This is a genomic window from Kitasatospora sp. NPDC001309 (genome assembly GCF_042896295.1).
In the GTDB taxonomy this organism is placed as follows: domain Bacteria; phylum Actinomycetota; class Actinomycetes; order Streptomycetales; family Streptomycetaceae; genus Kitasatospora.
Genome location: NZ_JBIAXC010000005.1, coordinates 91,303 through 110,976, shown reverse-complemented (window position 1 = coordinate 110,976; position 19,674 = coordinate 91,303). Strand labels below are relative to the sequence as shown.

Below are 19,674 nucleotides of genomic sequence, written 5' to 3'. Positions count from 1 at the left end.
TAGCGGCCCGGTCCGGTGACCGGGCGCAACAGAAGGTTCGGGTACGGCGATGGACGTTTGATGAGCAAGCGCGTCGGACGCGTGCGCGAGTCCGTCAGGCGAGGCCGTGCAGCGTCCGTTCGATGTCGGCCGCGTCCCGGAGGTGGCCCAGTTGCCGGAACCGTCCCAGTGCCTCGCTCAGGCAGCTCCTGGCCCGGTCGGTGCGGCGCAGCGCGGCGAACGCCTCGCCGAGGATCCCGAGCGCGTGCCCCTCCAGGGTGCCCGAGGCCTGCCGGGCCAGCGGGAGCGTCTCCTGCGCCGCCCGGACGGCGGCCCCGGCCCGCCCGGCCGCCAGGTGGACCCGGGCGATCAGCACGCTCGCGGCGACGTGGTAGTCGGTCTGGCCGAAGCGGCGCATCCGCCCGCGGGCGTGCTCGGCCTCGACGAGGGCGGGTCCGAGGTCGCCACCGAGGTGCAGCACCCGGGCGAGGTAGAAGTGGCTGAGGGCCTCCGCGCAGCAGCTGTGCCGCCCGGTGAGCTCGGCGCCCCGGGTGGCGGTGGCCCGGGCCTGGGGGAACCGGCCGGTCTGCGCCTGGTTGACGGCGAGTTCGCCGAGGGCCAGGCCTTCGGCGCCCTCGTCCCCGAGCTCGTGGAAGAGTGCGACGGCGCGGCGCAGCGCGACGATGGCGTCCTCGTAGCGCCGCTCCAATCGCGCGGTGGAGCCGAGGAGGTGCAGGGCCCTCGCCCGCAGTGGGCGCAGCTCGCGGGCCCGGCAGAGCGGCAGGGCGCGCTCGAGTTCGGCGCGCGCCTCGGGGAAGCGGCCGGTGTGCCAGAGCATGCTCGCGCGCACCGAGCGGGCCAGTGCCTCGGCCGCGTGCTCGCCGCGGCCCCGGGCCGTGTCGGCGAGCCGGCCGGCGAGCTCGGCCACCGACCCGGCGTACCCCCGGCCGAAGAGGGAGGATCCCATGGTGTCCAGCAGGTCGGCGGCCCGGGCCGCCGGCAGGTCGGGGTCCCGGCAGACCCGGTGGATCACCGCGTGGTGCAGGGCGCTCTGGGCCAGCATCCAGACGTTGGCCTCGTCGACGCCGCGGAAGGTCAGCCCCGGCACGGTCGTCGTGGCCCCGGTCAGCTGCTTCCCGGCCCGGTCGACGTGGCGGGCGCTCCCTTCACCGTTGCGGGCGCTGGCGAGGCAGAAGTCGAGCAGCCGGGCGAAGGCGGCGGTGAGCGCCTCCGGGGCGTCCTGCCGCTCGCTCCGGCCGCGGGCGAACGCCCGCACCAGGTCGTGGAGCCCGTAGCGGTCGGCGGCGGGCGACTGGAGCAGGTTGAGGTCGACCAGCGTCTCCAGCAGTTCCCGGGTCTCCTCGGGGGCGCGGTCGAGCAGGGCGCCGGCGGCGGCGAGCGGGAGTTCGGGCGTGTCCGGCAGCGCGACCAGCCGCAGGGCGCGGGCCTGGGCGGCGCCGAGCCGGGCGTAGGAGAGGGCCAGCACGGGTTCCACCGCACTGTGGTCGAAGGCAAGTTCGGCGAGCCGGGTGCCTTCGTCGGCCAGGCTCGCGGCGAGCGCCGCGAGCGGCTGCCCCGGGTCGGCGGCCAGCCGAGAGCCGGCCACCCGTACCGCCAGCGGCAGCAGGCCGCAGGCCGCGACGATCGCGGTGGCCGCCCGGGGCTCGGCCGCGATCCGGGCCCGTCCGGCGACGGCGGCGAGCAGGTCGACCGCCTCGGACGGCGGCATGGCGTCCAGGTGGAGGTGGTGGGCGCCGGGCAGGAGGCCCAGCCAGTGGCGGCTGGTGAGCAGCACCGCGCAGTTCCGGGTGCCCGGCAGCAGCGGGAGCACCTGGGCGGCGTCGGCGGCGTTGTCGAGCAGCAGCAGCACCCGGCGTCCGGCCAGCGTGGTGCGGTAGAGCGCGGCGCGTTCGGCGGGGTCGGTGGGCACCGCACGGTCCGGCACGCCGAGGGCGGTGAGCAGGTCGGCGAGCGCCTCGGCCGGGTCGAGCGGGTCGCTCAGGGTGCCGCGCAGGTCCAGCCGGAGCTGACCGTCGGGGAAGCGGTCGCGCAGGGCGTGCGCGACGTGCAGGGCCAGCGTGCTCTTGCCGACCCCGCCGAGGCCGTTGACCGCCACGACGGCCACGGCGGTCGGGTCCGGTGGGGCGAGCAGGGCGGTCAGCCTCGCCACCGCGCTCTGCCGACCGGTGAAGTCCGCGATGCCGAAGGGCAGGTGCCGGGGCGCCGGGAGCAGGGACGGAGGCGGAGGCGGGGACTGGGCCGGGGTCGGGGACTGGGCCGGTACGGCGCTCGGGCGGTGGGCCGGGCCGCTCGGGCCCGCCGGCGCCGAGGCCGGTGCGGTACGGCGGATCCGGTCCAGTACGGCGTCCAGCTCGGCGCAGTCCAGACCCTGGTCGTGGTAGAAGCGCCGGGCTTCGGCGTGCACGGCCCGGGCCTCGTCGGGCCGACCCGCCCGGTGCAGCCCCAGCACCAGCAGGGCCCGGAAGCGCTCCTGGAACGGATGGGCGAAGACCGCCCGGCCGAGGTCGACGAGGCAGGACGGGCTGTCCCCGAGTTCCACGTCGAGGCCGAGCTTGGTCTCCAGTGCCGCGATCCGGCGCAGGGTCAGGTGTTCGCGCATCTCGGCCGCGTGCCGCCCCGGCAGACCGGCCAGCGGCTCGCCCCGGTGCAGGGCGAGCGCCCGGGCCAGCAGGTCGCGGGCCTGCGGCGGCCGGCCGGCGGCCAGCGCCCGGTCGGCCTGCCCGACCAGGAGGTCGAACACCCCGAGGTCGACGGCCCGGGCCGGCACGTCGAACCGGTAGCCGTCGTCGACCGTGACCAGCAGGTGCCCGGCGGCGTGCCCGCGCAGTTCCTTGCGCAGCCGGTAGGCGTGGGTGGCCAGTACGGCGGCGGGGCGGTTCGGGAGGGCCCCCTCCTCGAAGACCCCGTCGGCGAGCGCGGCGGCCGTCAGCACCCGGCCGGGGCGGGCCAGCAGCATCGCCAGGAACGCCCGCTGCTGGCGGCGGCCCAGGTCGAGCGGCTGTCCGTCGTACCAGCCGGCCGGCGGGCCCAGCAGGGCGAAGCGCGGTCCGGCCGCGCCGCCTGCCGGGGCCCCGGGGTGGGCCCACACCCCGTCCGGCGCGTCCGCGCACTCGGTGGGTTCGCGGCGGCTCATCGGCCACCGCCCGACCCGCAGCCCACGGCCGTGACCGAGGCCGTGACCGGCGCGACCGGTTCGGCCCGGGGGTCCTCGGGCCGGGGCAGCAGAGCGGAGATCGGCCAGGCCGGGCGGCGGACCAGCCGGTCGGCCGCGCGGCGCAGCGGGCCCGGCAGGTGGTCGCAGGCGGCCGCCAGGGCCCGGGCGGCCTCCGGCTCGCGGGCCGGCCGCTCCGGGCCGAGGATCCGGCCGAGCAGGAGCAGTGCCTCCGGTGGGCTGAGCCGGCCGAGACCGACGGGGTGTCCGCCGCCCTCGATCCCGGCCGCCCCGGCCGAACCGGCCGAACCGCCCGGGCCGTCCGAACCGCCCGGGCTGCCTGGGCCGCCTGGGCCGTCCGAACCGCCCGGGCTGCCTGGGCCGCCTGGGCCGCCTGGGCCGTCGAGCGTGACGAGGGCGGCGCAGCCCGGCGCCGTGGGCAGCAGGGGGCGGACGGCTGCCACGGCGGCGGCGCCGTCGAGCACGACCAGCAGGCGCCGTCCGGCCAGCAGCCGGTGGAACAGGTCCCGGCGCTCGGCCGGACCCGGCGGTACGGCCCCGTCCTCGACGCCCAGCGCGCGGACGAACGCCGCCAGGGTGTCGGACACGGCGTCGGGGCCCGTGGTGTGCAGGTCCGCGTACAGCTGGCCGTCGGGGTAGCCGGTGGCGGCCAGGTGGGCGGCGTGCACCGCCAGGGCGCTCTTGCCCGCGCCGCGCGGGCCGGTCACGGTGGCCAGCGGCGCCGTGCGGCCGGCCGGACCGGCCAGCAGCGCCGCGACGGCGGCCAGTTGGGCCCGGCGTCCGGTGAAGTCGGGCAGATCGGGGGGCAGTTGGAAGGGCCGTCGAACCGCCCGGGTGGGTGGCGTCGGCGTCGGCGTCGGCGCCGGGTGGCCGGAGAGCTCCAGGTCGAGCTCCCGGCAGTGCCGCAGTGCCTCCTCCCGGCGGCCCGCCAGCAGGCGGCGTTCGTGGGCCGCGAACGGCCCCGGCACGTCGTCCAGGGCCGGGCCGGACCAGAGCGCGAGTGCGCCGGAGAGCAGGGTGCGGGCGCGTTCGGGCTGCCAGTTGCGGCGGGCGGTGGCGGCGTCGGCGAGCCCGGCCAGGAAGGCCGTCCGGTCGACGGCGCCCGGGTCGACGTCCAGCCGGTAGCCCTTGCCCTGGTGCCGCAGCACGCTCGGGCCGGTCCGGTCCGGCGCCGCGCCGTCCAGCAACTTGCGGAGCCGGTAGACGTGGCCGGGCAGGGCGGCGGGCCGGTCCGGCGCGCCGTCCGCCTCCTCGCCCCACACCCCGTCGACGATCTCGCCCACCGGGACGGTCCGGCCCTGGGCGGCGAGGAGCACCGCGAGCACCGCCCGGTCCCTGGCCCGGTTGATCCGCAGCTCCCGGTCGGCGGACCAGGCCCGCAGCGGCCCCAGGACGGTGAAGCGCATCTCTCGCACGGCCCTCTCCGACAGGTCCTGCCCGGCCCGCTCCGACGGACCGGACCCAACTCTGCGTCATCTTACGTGTACAGAACGAGAGTTGGTCCGATCCTCCGGAGTTCCGGCCGGATTGCCGGGGGGCGCGGGCCGGTTCCGCACGCCGGGCGGGCGGCCGGAACGGTCAGTCCGTCAGCTCCCGGGCCAGGTCCGCCACCATCCGTTCCAGCCAGGACCGGACCGTCCCCGCGTCGAACAGGTCGGCGTCGTACTCGGCCAGGCCCGCGTAGCCGTCCGCGTCCGGGGTGAGGAGCACGGAGAGGTCGGCGCGGGTGGAGGGGCCCGGCACGTCCTCGACCTCGACGGCCAGGCCGGGGAGGTCGAGGGCGATCGCCGGGGTGCTCTGCACCGCGAGCAGGACCTGCGGGTACCCGGCCGGCAGCCGGACGCCGCGCTCGCGCAGCGGCTCGACCAGCTGGCCGAAGGGCACCGTGGCGTGGTCCAGCGCGGTGGCCACCGCCCTGGCCGCCGTGTCCACCGAGGCCCCGAACCCGCCGGGCGGGCGGGTGGGCAGCCGGATCGGCAGGCCGGTGGTGAGCAGGCCGACGACCTGCTCGTCCACCGGCCGGGTGCGGTTGGCGTACGAGAGCACCACCAGGGTCTCCGCAGCCCCGGTCAGCTCGCCGAGCAGCCGGGCGTAGGCGGCGAGCAGCACCGCCGAGGCGGTGGTGGAGCGCCCGGCGGCGCAGCGGCGCACCGCCTCGGCCGACCCGGCCGGGACGCGGAAGGCGAGGGTGCCGCCGCGCCCGGAGCGCTGCTCGGGGCGCGGCCGGTCGGTGGGCAGGTCCACCGCCGGCGGGGTGTCCCCCAGGACGTGGGCCCAGTGGTCGAGGGCCTCGGTGACGGCGGCCGGGGTGACCACGGTCCGCTCCCAGCAGGCGTGGTCGGTCATCCGGCCGGGGTCCGGCAGCGCGGCGCCGTCCCCGCGGTACAGCGCGCCCAGGTCGGCCAGCAGGGTGGCCAGGGACCAGCCGTCGACCACGATGTGGTGGAGCGACAGCAGCAGCACCGCGACGTCCTCGGCCGTGCGCAGCAGCCGGGCGCGCAGCAGTCGGTCGCCGTCCAGGTCGAACGGCAGGGCGCCCTCGGCCCGGGTGGCCCCGGCGAGCGCCGCGTCCCGGGCGGCCGGGTCGAGCGTGCGCAGGTCCTCGACCGGCAGCTCCACCGGGGTGTTCGGCCGCACCTGCTGGAGCAGGCCCAGGTCGGTGTGCCGGTAGCCGGTCCGCAGGCTCTCGTGGCGCTCGCTCAGCGCCGTGAGGGCGGCGGCCAGCCGCTCGGGGTCGAGCGGGCCGCGCAGGGTGATGCGCTGGGTGATGTTCCACACCGCCGGGTCGGCGGAGCGGCCGTGCATCCCGTACAGCCGGCGCTGGGCCAGCCCGGCCGGCGCGGCGGCGAGCGCCGCGCCGGAGCCGGTCAGGACGGCCAGCAGCCGGTCCCGGTGCGCCCGGACGAGCCCGGCGGCCTCCTCGTCCAGCGCGCCGGCCGGGGCGAGGTAGCCGAGCCGCTCGCCGGTGGTGCGCAGCACGATCCCGCGCTCGTCGAGCAGCCGGACCAGGCGGTCCCAGCCCTGGTCGGCGGTGGACACGGGGGCGGGGGCGGTCACAGCTCGCCCTCCTCGTAGGCCGGGGCCGGGCGGTCCTGGACGGCCGGGCGGTGGGCGGCCATCGCCCGGATGGTGGGGCGGCGGAAGAACTCCAGCACGCCGATCCGCAGCCCGGTGGCCTCGCGGACCCGGTTCAGCAGCCGGGTGGCGGCCAGCGAGTGGCCGCCGAGGTCGAAGAAGGAGGTCTCCACGCCTGTGGGGCGGCCGAGTTCCTCCTCCCACAGCCGTTGCACGGTGCGCTCCAGTTCGGTGGCCGGGGCGACGGCGGCCAGTCCGGCGCCCAGCGGCAGCGGCTCCGGCAGGGCGGTGGTGTCGAGCTTGCCGTTGACGCTGAACGGCAGTTCGGCGACCGCGGCCCAGAGCCCCGGCACCATGTGCTCGGGCAGCAGGTCGGCCAGCCGGTCGCGCACCCGGGGCAGGTCGGCGGCCGCGCACTGGACGTACCCGGCCAGCGCGGTGCCCGTCGCCGTCCGGCGTCCCGTCACGGCGGCGCCGCGCACGCCCGGCACGGTCCGCAGCACGGTCTCGACCTCGCCCGGTTCGATCCGGTAGCCGCGTACCTTGACCTGGCGGTCGGCCCGGCCGAGGTACTCCAGGGTGCCGTCCGGCCGCCAGCGGCCGAGGTCGCCGGTGCGGTAGCGGCGGCCCTCCGGGGTGTCGGTGAAGACGGCGGCGCTCTCCTGCGCCCGGCCGGGGTAGCCGAGCCCGACCTGGACGCCGAGCACGTGGATCTCGCCGACGGCCCCGGCCGGGACGGGGCGTCCGGCGGCGTCCAGCAGCACGATCCGGGTTCCCGGCACCGGGCGGCCGATCGAGGCGTGGTCCGGTCCGTCCGGGGTGGCCTCGCCGGCCGTGACCCCGTGGGTCTCGGTGGGGCCGTAGTGGTTCAGCAGCCGGCAGCCGGGGTTGCGGGCCAGGAACGCCCGCAGGGCGGGGGTGAGCAGCAACTGCTCGCCGCCCTGGATCAGTTCGCGCAGGTGGGGCGCCGGTTCGTCACCGAGCGCCGCGACCAGCGCGGCCAGCGGGGTGTACGGCAGGTGCAGCCGCTCGGCCCGGGTGGCGCGGACCACGGCGGCCAGCGCGGTGATGTCGTAGCGGGTCTCCTCCTCGATCAGCAGCAGGGTGCCGCCGCCGGCCAGTGTGGTCAGCATCTCCTGGACGCTGACGTCGAACCCGCAGGAGGCGTACTGCAGGGTGCGGGCGGCCGGGTGCTCGGCGACGTTCCAGTCGATCAGCGAGGCCAGGCCGAGGGTGTGCATCAGCACGCCCTTGGGGCGGCCGGTGGAGCCGGAGGTGTACAGCAGGTAGGCGGCGGCCTGCGCCGACGGGACGGGCAGCGGCAGCAGTTCCGCCCCGCCCGCGGGCCCGGTGTCGGTGTCCGCGTCCGTGTGGACGGTCGGCAGCGAGATGCCCATCAGGTCGGTGCCCCGGGCGGTGAGCAGCACGGTCGGGGCACTGTCCGCGGCGATCAGCCGGCAGCGCTCCGCGCCCTGCACCGGGTCGATCGGCACCAGGACGGCGCCCAGCCGCAGCACGGCCAGCAGCGCGGCCACCTGGTCCGCCGAGCGCGGCAGCAGCACGGCCACCCGGTCGCCCTCCCGCACCCCGGCGGCGAGCAGCCGGCGGGCCAGGCCCTCGGCCCTGGCGTGCAGCGTCCGGTAGTCGGCCGCGGTGCCGTCGGCCGCGACCACCGCGACGGCCTCCGGCCGGTCGGCCACCGTGGCCGCCACCCGGGCCAGCGGGTGCGCGGGCACCGGCGCCGCCTCCGGTCCGCACTCCAGGGCGGGGTCGGCGGGGGCCGCCGTCAGCTCGGTGAGCGGTCGCGCCGGGTCGGCGACGGCGGCGGCCAGCAGCCGCTCGAAGGCGTCGAACAGCCGGTCCACCGTGGCCCGGTCGAACAGGGTCTCGGCGTACTCCACGTGGCAGCGGATGCCGTCGGGGAGGTTGGTGAGGAAGAGCGCCAGGTCGAAGGCGGAGCGGTCGACCACGTGGTCCAGCGGGCGGGCCGTCACCCCGGGCAGGTCCAGCTCGAAGACCGCGTGGTTCTCGAACTCGACCATGACCTGGAAGAGCGGGTTGCGGCTGGTGTCCCGCTGCGGGTTCAGTTCCTGGACGAGGACCTCGAAGGGCAGCTGCTGGTGCTCGTAGCCGTCCAGCGCGGTGGAGCGGACCCGGTCCAGCGCCTCGGCGAAGTCCGGCTCGCCGGTGAGGTCCAGCCGCAGCGCCAGGGTGTTGACGAAGAAGCCGACCAGGTCCTCGGTGCCGTCCGCCCGGTTGGCCAGCGGAGTGCCCAGCACCACCTCGTCCTGGCCGCTGTAGCGCTGGAGCACCCCGGCGAAGGCGGTGAGCAGCACCATGAACAGGGTCGAGCGCCGCTCGCGGGCCAACTCCCGGATGCCCGAGGAGAGTTCGGCGGGAAGGTGGCGGACGTACGAACGGCCGCGACCGTCCGGTACGGCGGGGCGGGGCCGGTCGGTGGGCAGGGTCAGCACCGGCAGCTCGCCGCCCAGCACCTTGCGCCAGTGGTCGAGGCTCTCCTCGTAGGCCCCGGCGGCCACCGCGGCCCGCTCCCGGGCGGCTTCGGCGGCCGGGGTGGTGGTGAGCGCGGGCAGCCGGTGCGGCCGCTGCTCCCGGGCCGCCCGGTACAGCTCCCCCAGCTCCCGGGTGATCACCACGGTGGACAGGGTGTCGATCACGATGTGGTGCATGGACAGCACCAGGACGTGCCGGTCCGGCCCGGTCGCCAGCAGCCCGGCGCGGAACAGCGGGCCCTCGGCCAGGTCGAAGCGGCGGGCGCCCTCGGCGGCGACCAGCGCGGCCACCGCCTCCTCGGCCGGCCCGTGCACCGGGACCCGCTCCAGCACCGGGCCGTCCGGCGCCGGGATCACCTGCTGGAACGGTTCGCCGTCCTGCTCCCGGAAGACGGTGCGCAGCCCGACGTGCCGCTCCACCAGCGCGCGCAGCGCGGTGTCGAGCGCCTCCGGGTCGAGCGGGCCGTCCAGCTCGACGGCCTTGACCTCGTTGTACTGGGCGGCGTCGGGCAGCATCCGGTGCAGGAACCACATCCGCTGCTGCGCGTAGGACAGCGCGGCGCCCCGCTCGGTGGAGCGGCGCAGCGCGTCGATCTGCGGCAGGCCGGCGGCCACCAGGTCGGGGGCGAGCCCGAAGTCGACGAAGCAGGCGATCTCGTCCGCGCCGGCCGCCCGCAGCTCGGCGAGCACGGACCCGACGCTCTCCGGGGTGCCGATCAGGGCGCGCGAGGCGCAGTAGCGCTCGTAGGCGCGCTCCAGCACGAACTCGAGGTCCTCCTCGCGGGTGTTCTCGAAGTCCAGGGTCAGGCCGAGGCTGTTGGCCATCTGCCCGAACAGCGAGAGCGAGGAGCGCAGGTAGTGGCAGAACGGGCGGTAGGCCTGCGCGCGGGCGGTGGCGAGGTCGGCGCCCAGGTAGGTGTGGACCAGCACCACCACCCGGCCGGCCTCCGGGTCCAGCCCGTGCTCGGCCCGGGTGCGCCGGTAGAGGGCGACGTTCTCGGCGAGTTGGGCGATGTCCTGGGTCATCAGGTTGGTGATCACGCCGAGGTCGTGCCGGGCGGCCTCGCGGAAGCTGTCCGGGTTGCCGACGATCGCGGTGAACATCGGCGGCTGCTCCTGCAAGGGGCGCGGGTGCAGGGTCACCTCGATCGGCTCCCCGTTGCCGTTGCGGCCGCGGTAGGGCTCGCCGCGCCACAGCGCCCGGACGGTGTCGACCTGGCGGTGCATCAGCTCCTTGTGGCCGCCGTAGTTCTCCGGGAAGAACAGGAAGTCGTTGGGGTGCCAGCCGCTGGCGCAGCCCAGCCCGACCCGGCCGCCGGACAGGTTGTCCACCACCGACCACTCCTCCGCCACCCGGACGGGGTGGTGCAGCGGCAGCACCGCGCAGCCCGCGTTGAGCCGGATCCGGCTGGTCTCCCGGGCCAGCGCGGCCGCCAGCACCGAGGGGTTGGGGAAGATCCCGCCGAAGGAGTGGAAGTGGCGCTCCGGCAGCCAGACGGCGTGGAAGTCGTGCCGGTCGGCGAAGCGGGCGCTCTCCAGGACGATGCGGTACTTCTCGTCCCCCGGGGAGTCCTGGGGGTAGTCGCCGAAGAAGTACAGGCTGAAATCGACCGGGCGCTGCGGGTCGCTCACCGGGTGGTACGGAACGGGCTCGGCCCCGGTACCGGTGCGGGATTCCGTGGTGAGTGCGGGCAGTTCGGGCAGGTCGGCCGCCGGGCGCGGGGTCGGGGCCGGGAGCCGCACCCCGGGCGAGGCCGGGAAGAAGCCGCCGCGCCGCAGGCCGCGCAGCGACTCCCGGACGGCGTCGACCACGAACTCCAGGTCGCCGTCGCTGTGGGCGGTGGAGAGGAAGAAGTTGCGCCACTCCCAGACGTAGACCCCGCGGGTCAGCAGCTCCGGGAAGAACAGCTCCACGTCGGCCCGCGGCTCGAACCGGAACAGCGAGCCGAAGTGGGCCAGCCGGAGCGGGAACTCCTCCTCCTCGAAGAACCCGTTGAGGGTCGCGGCCAGTTCGTCGGTGCGGGCGTTCAGCCGCTCCTGGAGGCCGGGACCGGCCTCCTTGAGGTGGCGCAGCACGGCACCGGCCGCGGTCATCGCCAGCGGGTGCTGGATGTAGGTGCCGCCGAAGAAGGTGGTGTCCTGGGGCGGGTAGCTGTCGTCCCCGTAGTCCCAGTGGCCGCCGTCGATCCCGTCCATGATGTCGGCCCGCCCGGCGATCGCACCGATCGGGTAGCCGCCGCCGAGCACCTTGCCGTAGGTGGAGAGGTCCGGGGTCACGCCCCAGAAGCCCTCGGCGCCGCGCAGGTGGGGCCGGAAGCCGGTGAGCATCTGGTCGAAGAGCAGCACGATGCCGCGGCGGGCGGTCAGTTCGCGCAGCGAACGGACGAACTCGGCCGGCTGGCGCCCCGGGTGGCGGCTCTGCACCGGCTCGACCAGTACGGCGGCGATCCGGTCGCCGAGCTCCTCGATGACCTGGAGGCTCTGCGGATCGCCGTACCGCAGCACGATCAGGTCGGCGACGGCGCTGCCGGGGATGCCGCTCGACACCGGGACGGTCTCCCGGTCGGCGCCGTGGCCCACCGTCCGGCCCAGGGTGTGGTCGAAGTGGCCGTGGTAGGAGCCCTCGAACATGACGATCTTGTCCCGGCCGGTGAAGGCGCGGGCGAGCCGGATCGCCCCGGCGTTCGCCTCGGTGCCGGAGTTGGCGAAGGCGACCCGCTCGGTGCCGGTCAGCTCGGCCAGCAGCTCGGCGGCCTCCCCGGTCTCCGGGCCGCGCGGGCCCAGCCGCAGCCCGCCGGCCAGGTGCTCGCGGACGGCCTCGGCGACGAACTCCGGGTCGTGGCCGAAGAGCAGGACGCCGAAGCCCATGGTGATGTCGACGTAGGTGTTGCCGTCGAGGTCCTCCAGCCGGGAGCCCCGGGCCCGGCGGGCCGCGAGCGGGTAGAGCATCTCCTTGGTCGAGGAGCGGAAGCCCACCACGGCGCGGCTGTCCGCGAGGGTGCGGCGGTGGCGGCGGGTGACCGCCTTGGAGGCGGCGGTACGGGCGGTGAAGCGGGCGACCAGCCCGTCCACGTGGGCGCGCTGCTGCTCGGTCAGGCCGCCGGCGGCCATGCCGGACTCGCGGGAGACGGTCACCCGGGGGCCGTGCACCTGCGGGGCGGCCGGCGCGGGGGCGGCGGCGGGAAGCGGGGCCTCGACGGCCGGGACGACGACCGGGGCGACGGACGGGGGCAGGGCGGCGGGGGCCGCCACCGGGAGGGGCGCGGGCGGTACCGCCCCGGTCGCGGGCGCCGGCCCGGTCCCGGCCAGCAGGCCGAGCTGGTCGCGCATCAGGTCGGAGAACTGGCCGAGCAGCGCGAGCTGGCGCTCGATCAGGCCGGTGCCGTCGGTCACCGGGGCGGAGGCGAGCGGGACCGGGACCGGGGGTGCGGACGGAAGTGCCGGGACGGGCGCGGCAGGAGCGGGCGCGGACGGAACGGTCGCGGCGGGTACGACGGGTGCGGCGGGCGCGGCCGGTACGGGGAGGGCGGGCGTTGCGGCCAGGGGCGCCGGGGCCGCGACCGGTTCGGGCACCGCGACCGGCTCGGGCACCGCGACCGGCTCCGGCGCGGCCGCCGGGAGCAGCCCGTCCCGGACGTCGGGCTCCAGCCGGTCGGCGATCAGCCCGGCCAGCCGGGCCGGGGTGTCCGCCGCCTCGAACAGTTCGCGCATCGAGATCCGCACCCGGAAGGCGCGCTCCAGGTCCCGGATCATGTTGATCATCCCGAGCGAGTCGGCGCCCAGGTCGAAGAAGGGGTCGTCGGCGCCGACCGCCCCCTCGTCGTGGCCCAGCTGGCGGGCCGTCTGCTCCAGCACCCGGCGCAGCACCGCCTCCTCGGCGAGCTGCTCGGGGCTTGCTGCGGCGGCGGGGACGGCGGCCGGGACAGCGGACGCTGGGACGGCGGCCGCCGGGGCGGTCGGCTGGGGCGGCGGTGCCTGGTGCATGGCGGGGTCCTCGGTGGTCGTCGGCCGGTCGGGGGCGGTGAACCAGTGGCGGCGGCGTTGGTAGACGGTGGTCGGCAGGGGCACCCGGCGGGCCGGGCCGTCCGGCCAGTCACGGGCGGCGGCGAACCGCGCCCAGTCGATCGGGACGCCGTGGGACCACAGCGCGCCGGCCGCGGCGTCGAACTGCGGCTCCTGCGGGGCGCCGCGGCGGGCACCGGCCACGAAGTGGCGGTGCGGCAGCTCCCGGCGGCCCATGCCGGTGAGCGTCGGGTGCGGGCCGAGCTCCAGGAACAGTTCGTGGCCCTGCCCGTCCAGGGCGGCGAGCACCTGGTCGAAGCGCGCGCACTCCCTCGTCTGCCGGACGAAGTAGTCGGGCGTGGGCACGGTGCCGGGGGCCAGCACCTCGCCGCCCAGGTTGCTCACCAGCGGTACGGTCAGCGGGCGCAGCCGCAGCCGGGCGAGCTGTTCGCGGAACGGTGCGAGCACCGGGTCGAGCAGTCGGGAGTGGAACGCCCGGTCGGTGGCGAGTCGTTCGGTGGTCACGGCCTCGGCGGCCAGCACGGCCTCGGCGGCCGCGATGTCGCGCGGCGGGCCGGACAGCACGCACTGGCCGGCGCCGTTGACCACGGCGAGCTCCACCCCGGGCAGCCAGTCGGCGAGTTCGGCGAGCCGCTGCGGATCGGCCATCACCGCCGCCATGGCGCCGGGAGCGGTCGCCCGGTGCATCAGCCGGCCGCGCAGCGCGGTGAGGAACATCCCGTCGGCGAGGTCGAGGGCGCCGGCCGCGTGGAAGGCCGCGTACTCGCCGGCGCTGTGCCCGGCGACGGCGGCCGGGCGCAGCCCGAGCTCCTGCCAGAGCCGCAGTTGGGCCGCTTGCAGGGCGAACAGCGCGGGCTGCGCGGCCTCGGTGGTCCAGTCGTCGGCGGCGCCCTCGGGCACGGGGTCGAGCAGCAGCGGCAGCAGCGGTTCGTCCCAGGCCTCGCGGTGCAGCCGGTCGCACTCCTCCAGGACGGCCCGGAAGACCGGGAAGGCGCGGTGGAGTTCGGCGGCCATGCCCCGGTACTGGCCGCCCTGGCCGGTGAAGAGCAGCACCGGCCGGACGTCACCGCGCGGGGCCTCGCGGCGTACCGGTGCGGTGGCCGAGCCGCGGCCCGCCAGGTGGGCCTCCAGGCCGCGGAGCAGGTCCGCCGGACCGGCGCCGGTGGCGGCGAGCCGGTGGCGCAGGGCGCGGCGCCCGCCGCCCAGGGTGAGCGGCAGGTCGCCGGGGGCGGGCGCCGGTCCGGCGGCCAGGCGGTCACGCAGCAGCCCGGCCAGGGCGGTCAGGCCCTGTTCCGTACGGGCGGAGAGCGGCAGGACGGTCGGCGCCTCCTGCCGGGGGCCGTCGGCGGCACCGGGCGCGGACGACGCCGGGGCCTCCTCCAGCACCAGGTGGGCATTGGTGCCGCCGACGCCCAGTGCGCTGACCCCGGCCCGGCGCGGGGTGGCGCCGGCCGGCCAGTCGCGGCGCTCGGCGGCGAGCCGGAACGGGCTTCCGGCGAGCTCCAGCGCCGGGTTGGGGCGGTCGAAGTTGACCAGCGGCGGGACGGTGCCGTGCCGCAGCACCAGCAGGGCCTTGATCAGCCCGGCCATTCCGGCGCAGGTGTCCAGGTGGCCGATGTTGGGCTTGACCGAGCCGAGCGAGCAGAAGTCCGCGGCCCGCGTCCGGGCTCGGAACGCCTGGGCCAGGGCCCGGAACTCGATCGGGTCGCCCAGCGGGGTGCCGGTGCCGTGCGCCTCGACGTAGCCGACGCTCTCGGCCGGCACCCCGGCCAGGTCGAGGGCCCGGCCGATCACGGCCGCCTGCCCGTCCACGCTGGGCGCGGTGTAGCCGACCTTGAGCCCGCCGTCGTTGTTGACGGCGGAGGCGAGGATCACGCCGTGCACGGTGTCGCCGTCCGCCAGTGCCCGGTCCAGGCGCTTGAGCAGGACGGCCGCGACCCCGTTGCCGCCGACGGTGCCGGCGGCCGCCGCGTCGAAGGCCCGGCACTCGCCGTCGGGCGAGAGGATCGACCCCTCCTCGTAGCGGTATCCGGCGGCCTGCGGGATGTGCAGGGCGGCGGCTCCGGCCAGGGCCAGGTCGCAGTCACCGGCGAGCAGCGACTGGGCCGCCAGGTGCACCGCGACCAGCGAGGTGGAGCAGGCGGTCTGCACGCCGATCGCCGGGCCGGTCAGGCCCAGCCGGTAGGCGACCCGGGTGGCGGCGAAGTCGGCCTGGTTGCCGATCGCGGTCTGCAGCGCGGACACCGGCTGGGCCGGGTCGGCCGTGCCGGCCAGGGTGTGCTGGTAGTAGGTGCGCAGCGCGTACAGGGTCATCCCGGTGCCGGCGAAGACGCCGACCCGGCGGTGCGGGTCGGGGGCGTCGTAGCCGCCGTCCTCCAGGGCCTGGCGACAGATCTCCAGCAGCAGGCGCTGCTGGGGGTCCATCAGGGCGGCCTCGGTGCCGCTGATGCCGAAGGCCTCGGCGTCGAAGCGGTCGGTGTCGGGCAGTGCCCCGGTCACCGGGACGAAGTCGGGGTGCCGGTACTCCTCGGGGCGCAGTCCGGCCGCCGCCAGCTCCTCCTCGGTGAACCGGGTGGTGCTGCGGACGCCGTCGACGATGTTGCGCCAGTACTGCTCGGGGGTGTCGGCGCCGGGGAAGCGCAGGGCCAGGCCGACGACGGCGATCCGGCGGTCGTCGCCCGCCGGGGCCCCGGGGGCGGTGCCGGTCGCGGTGCCGGTCGCGGTGGCGGTCGCGGTGGCGGTCGCGGTGGCCTGGGCCGGCGCGGGGGCCTCGGTCAGGTGGGCGATCAGGGCGTCCACGGTGGGGTGCCGGAAGAGTTCGGTGGGCGCCGGGGGCGTCGGCAGGGCCGCGCTGAGGGCGCCGTGCACCCGCATCAACTGGAGCGAACCGATGCCGAGTTCGGCCAGCGGGCGGGCCGGGTCGAGCGGGGCGTCGAGGACCGTCTCGAAGGCGTCCAGGACGGTCCGGCGCAGCTCGGTGGAGACCGGCGAGGCGGCGGCAGGGGTGGGCTCGGCAGGGGCGGCCGCGGCGGGGGCGGGCTCGGAAACCCGCTGCGGGGGCCGGTCCTCGTCCGTACGGCCGGCGGGCGTCTCCGGGACCGGCCGGGGCGCGGTCGCCAGCAGGTGGCGGCGCGCGGCGGGGGCGCTCGGGTCCGGCCCGGCGTACCAGCGGCCCGGGGCGCCGGCCAACAGCAGCGTGGCCAGCCGGCGGCCCTGCGCGGCGCTCAGCACGGCGATGCCCCGGGCGGCGGAGGCCTGCTCGTGGTCGGTGGCGCGGTTCATGCCGACCCGGCTCCACAGGCCCCAGGAGATCGTCCAGGCCGGGGTGCCGGTCTCCCGGTGCAGCCGTTCGACCGCGCTCTCCAGGTAGCGGTTGGCGGCGGCGTACGCGGTGGAGCCGACGGCCTCCTGGAAGCCGACCATCGAGGAGAAGCCGACGAACTGGGCGCCGGGGCGCTGCCGGACCAGCTCGACGAGGTGGTCCGTGCCGGTCGTCTTGGCACGCACCGCCTCCCGCCAGTCGTCCGGGCCGGTGCCGGAGAGCAGGGCGATCCGGTAGGCGCCGGCCAGGTGGAGCACGCCGTCCAGCGGTGCTCCCCAGTCCCGTTCGGCCTCGGCGACCACGGCGGCCAGCTGCTCGCGGTCCGTCACGTCGGCACGGCGGTAGTCGACCCGGCCGCCGTAGCCGGACAGCCGGTGCAGCGCGGCGCGGCGTTCGGCCGCCTCGGCGGTGGGCGCGTCCAGGTCGGTGCGGCCGATCAGCAGCAGTCGGGAGCCGTGGTCGCGCAGCAGGCCGGGCAGCAGCTCGGCGGCGATCCCGCCGAGGCCGCCGGTGACCAGGTAGCGGGCGCCGGGCGAGAGCAGCGAGCAGCCCTCGTCGGCGGTGGCGTCGGTGGCGGTGCCGGGTTCGACCGGTCCGAGCCTGGGCACCCACGGGCGGCCCCGGCGCCAGGCGCTCTCCGGCTCCGGCCGGGGTTCGGCCAGCAGGGTGAGCAGGGCGGCGGCCTGCTCGGCGGGCGGCGGACCGGCCGGCAGGTCGATGTGCCGGGCGGCGGGCACCAGTTGCTCGGCTCTCGCCCCGGCGGTCAGTGCCGCCGTCAACGCCGCCGCCGGGTCGGGGAGTTCACCGGGCAGTACGGCGTGCAGTCCGGCGCTGACGGTGACCAGCTCGCCGGTCGGCGGCCGCTCGGCGAGGGCCCGCAGCAGGGCGAGCAGGGCTACGTCCGGCGGTACGCCGTCCGACGACGCGGCGGGCCCGCCGTCCGCGCCCCAGAGGTGGACCACCCGCCCGGGGCGCTCGGCGCCGAGCGCCCGCCGCCACTGCGCGGGGTCGGCGGTCGGCGGCTGCTCCACCAGGACGGCCCCGGGCAGGGCGGCGGCCAGTGCCTCGGCGAGGGTCCCGGGACCGGCCGGGCCGAGCAGCAGGGTCGGCTCCGGAGACTCGGAACTTTCAGGATCTTCGAAACCTTCGGAATCCCCGGGAGCCTCGGAATCCTCAGGGGCCTCGGGGGCGTCCGGCGCCGGGCGGGGTTCCCAGACGATCCGACGCACGCAGTCGGAAACGGTCCGGGCGTTGGCCTCCGCCAGGTCGATCGCCACGAGGTGCTCGTCGAGCCCGCCGTCGAGCAGGCGCCCGCGCAGTGCGGTGCGCTGGATCTTGCCACTGGTGGTGCGCGGGAAGTCGGCCGCCGGCACCGGCAGCACCAGGGCGGGGGCCGGCTGCCGCCGGGCGGCCAGCACCCGGCGGACCTCGGCGGCCACCGGGGCTGCGGGGGCGTCCGGGTCGTTCGGCACATAGGCGATCACCAGCTGTTCGGTGCCGGTGCGTTCGTCCGGGACCCCGAAGGCGGCGACGTGCCCGGAGCGCACCCCCGCCACCGAGGCGACCACGTCCTCCAGTTCGTGGCAGAAGTGGTGCACCCCGTTGACGATGATGATCTCCTTGCGCCGGCCGGTGAGCACCACCTCACCGTCGGCCAGGAAGGCGAGGTCCCCGGTGTCGAACCAGCCGTCGCCGACGAAGGCCTCGCCGTCGGCGGCCGGGTTGTTCAGGTAACCCGGCGTCACCCGGCCGGAGTCGACCTGGAGCCGGCCGACCCGGTGCTCGGGCAGGGCCCGGCCGTCCTCGCCCGCCACCCGTATCCGGGCGCCGGGGGCGGGGCGCCCCATGCTGAGGAACGCGGTGCCGCGCTCCGGGGAGTCCGGGTCCGCGGGCTCCAGCCGGCCGGTCAGCGAGTCGGTGCGCACCAGCCGGCGGGCGCCGTCCTCGTGGTAGCGCTTGTAGGTGATGACGGTGCAGGTCTCGGCCATGCCCCAGCCGAGCAGCACGTGCTCCGCCCGTACGCCGAACGGGCCGGTGGCGGCCAGGAACTCGTCCAGCACCGCCTCGGTGCACTGCTCCCCCGCGTTGATCAGGGACTTGACCGAGGAGAGGTCCCAGCTCCGGCCGGGGCCGGCCGCCCGCACCGCCTCGGCGACCAGCCGGTAGCCGAAGTTGGGCGACCAGGAGTGTGCGCCCCGGTAGCGCTCCAGGGTGTCCAGCCAGACCAGCGGGTCGGCGAGCACCAGCTCGGTGGGCACCTGCACCTGGTCGGCGGCGAGCGCCACGTCACGCAGGTGGAACATCAGCAGCCCGGCGACGTGGTCCAGCGGCAGCCAGTTGACGGTGACGTCCTCGGGCAGGGTGCCCTGGGCGACCGCGCCGGCCACGTACTCCAGGATGCCGCGGTGGGTGATCTGCACCGCCTTGGAGCGGCCGGTACTGCCGGAGGAGAGCTGGAGGATGGCCACGTCGCCGGGGTCCGGGGCGTGCTCGGCGCCCGCGCCGACGGCTGCGGCGGCGCCGTCGACTGGGCGGTCGACCGCGATGACCCGCAGGCCCGGCGCCGGGTAGAGCTCCCCGAGCCGGGCCAGGCCCGCCACGGCCGGCCCGCCCGCGAGCACCGGCGGCTCCGCCAGCGTCTGCCAGGCGTGCCAGAGCTTCTCCAGGACCGGGTTGGGCTGGTCGTACGCGGGCGGACGAGCGACCGTGACCGGCTGCACCCCGCCCAGCAGGCAGGCCCACAGGGTGGTGAAGTAGCCCTCCTGGTCCGGGACCTGGAGGATCACCCGGTCGCCCGCCCGCAGCCCCGCGGCGCTCAGCAGGGCGAGGGTCTCCCGGGCCCGCTCCAGCAGCCGGCGGTAGGTCAGCCTGGTCGCCCCGCCGTCGGCCCGGACCAGGTGCAGGCCGCGGTCCGGGTGCCGTTCGGCGGCGCGCAGCAGGGCCTCGGGCAGGGTGCGCGGCGCGTCCGGAGCCGGGGCGGGCAGCCGGGCGCCGACCGCCTCGGTCCCGGGGTCCTCGTTCCCGGGCTCCTCGGGTACGGCCTCTTCGGGCGCGGCCGTCGAGCCGGCCGTCGAGCCGCTCGGGGTTGCACCGGCGGCCGTGCCGGCGGCGCCGAAAGGCCGCCAGTGCGGGGTGAGTTCGCGCAGGTGGCGGAGCGCGGTCCCGGCGCCGGCCGGCGGCCGGGCCGCGGCGGCGGCGAGGGCGGCGCGGTCGGGTTCGCCCAGCGCGGTCCGCACGATGCCGTCCAGGAGGTGCACCTCGGTGCCCGGGTCGGCGTCCAGCAGGGCGGCGGTGGCCCGGCGGCGCAGCGCGACGGGGTCGGTGTCGGCGGCGGGCACCAGGTAGGCCAGCAGGCCGCGGCGGCCGTCGGCGCGCTCGACCGGCAGCACTGCGCAGTCGGCGACCTCGGGACGCAGCAGCAGCCGGGCCTCCAGGGCGCGCAGCCGGGCGCGCTCGGAACCGGTGGGGCTCATCGGCGACGGCACCTTTCGGATCGGTGCGGGGCGTGCGCGGGTAGGGCTGCCCCGGGTTGCGGAGGGTGGGCGGATCGGGGTCGCCTGCGGCCCGGT

At 77.1% G+C, this 19,674-nt stretch carries 4 protein-coding genes; all 4 read right to left on the bottom strand.

Annotated features, from left to right (window positions below; all coding sequences use genetic code 11):
* Positions 1-94: 94 nt before the first annotated feature.
* On the bottom strand, positions 95-3,133 hold the full coding sequence (locus ACFY2K_RS07155) for a BTAD domain-containing putative transcriptional regulator (protein WP_387710054.1): 3,039 nt from the start codon (positions 3,131-3,133) through the stop codon (positions 95-97).
* The gene (locus tag ACFY2K_RS07150; protein ID WP_387710195.1) at positions 3,130-4,578 is read right to left on the bottom strand and encodes a BTAD domain-containing putative transcriptional regulator; all 1,449 of its coding nucleotides are present in this window, start codon (positions 4,576-4,578) and stop codon (positions 3,130-3,132) included. The genes ACFY2K_RS07155 and ACFY2K_RS07150 overlap by 4 nt, the downstream gene beginning before the upstream one ends.
* Positions 4,579-4,750: 172 nt before the next feature.
* A complete protein-coding gene (locus ACFY2K_RS07145; RefSeq protein WP_380591889.1) occupies positions 4,751-6,229 on the bottom strand; it encodes a condensation domain-containing protein in 1,479 nt (492 codons plus the stop codon).
* Positions 6,226-19,578, bottom strand: a complete 13,353-nt coding sequence (locus ACFY2K_RS07140) for a MupA/Atu3671 family FMN-dependent luciferase-like monooxygenase (RefSeq protein ID WP_387710051.1) — start codon at positions 19,576-19,578, stop codon at positions 6,226-6,228. The genes ACFY2K_RS07145 and ACFY2K_RS07140 overlap by 4 nt, the downstream gene beginning before the upstream one ends.
* Positions 19,579-19,674: the final 96 nt, after the last annotated feature.

Coding starts and splice junctions, on each gene's coding strand:
- ACFY2K_RS07155 (WP_387710054.1), bottom strand. CDS start 3,133: ATGAGCCGCCGCGAACCCACCGAGTGCGCGGACGCGCCGGACGGGGTG.
- ACFY2K_RS07150 (WP_387710195.1), bottom strand. CDS start 4,578: ATGCGCTTCACCGTCCTGGGGCCGCTGCGGGCCTGGTCCGCCGACCGG.
- ACFY2K_RS07140 (WP_387710051.1), bottom strand. CDS start 19,578: ATGAGCCCCACCGGTTCCGAGCGCGCCCGGCTGCGCGCCCTGGAGGCC.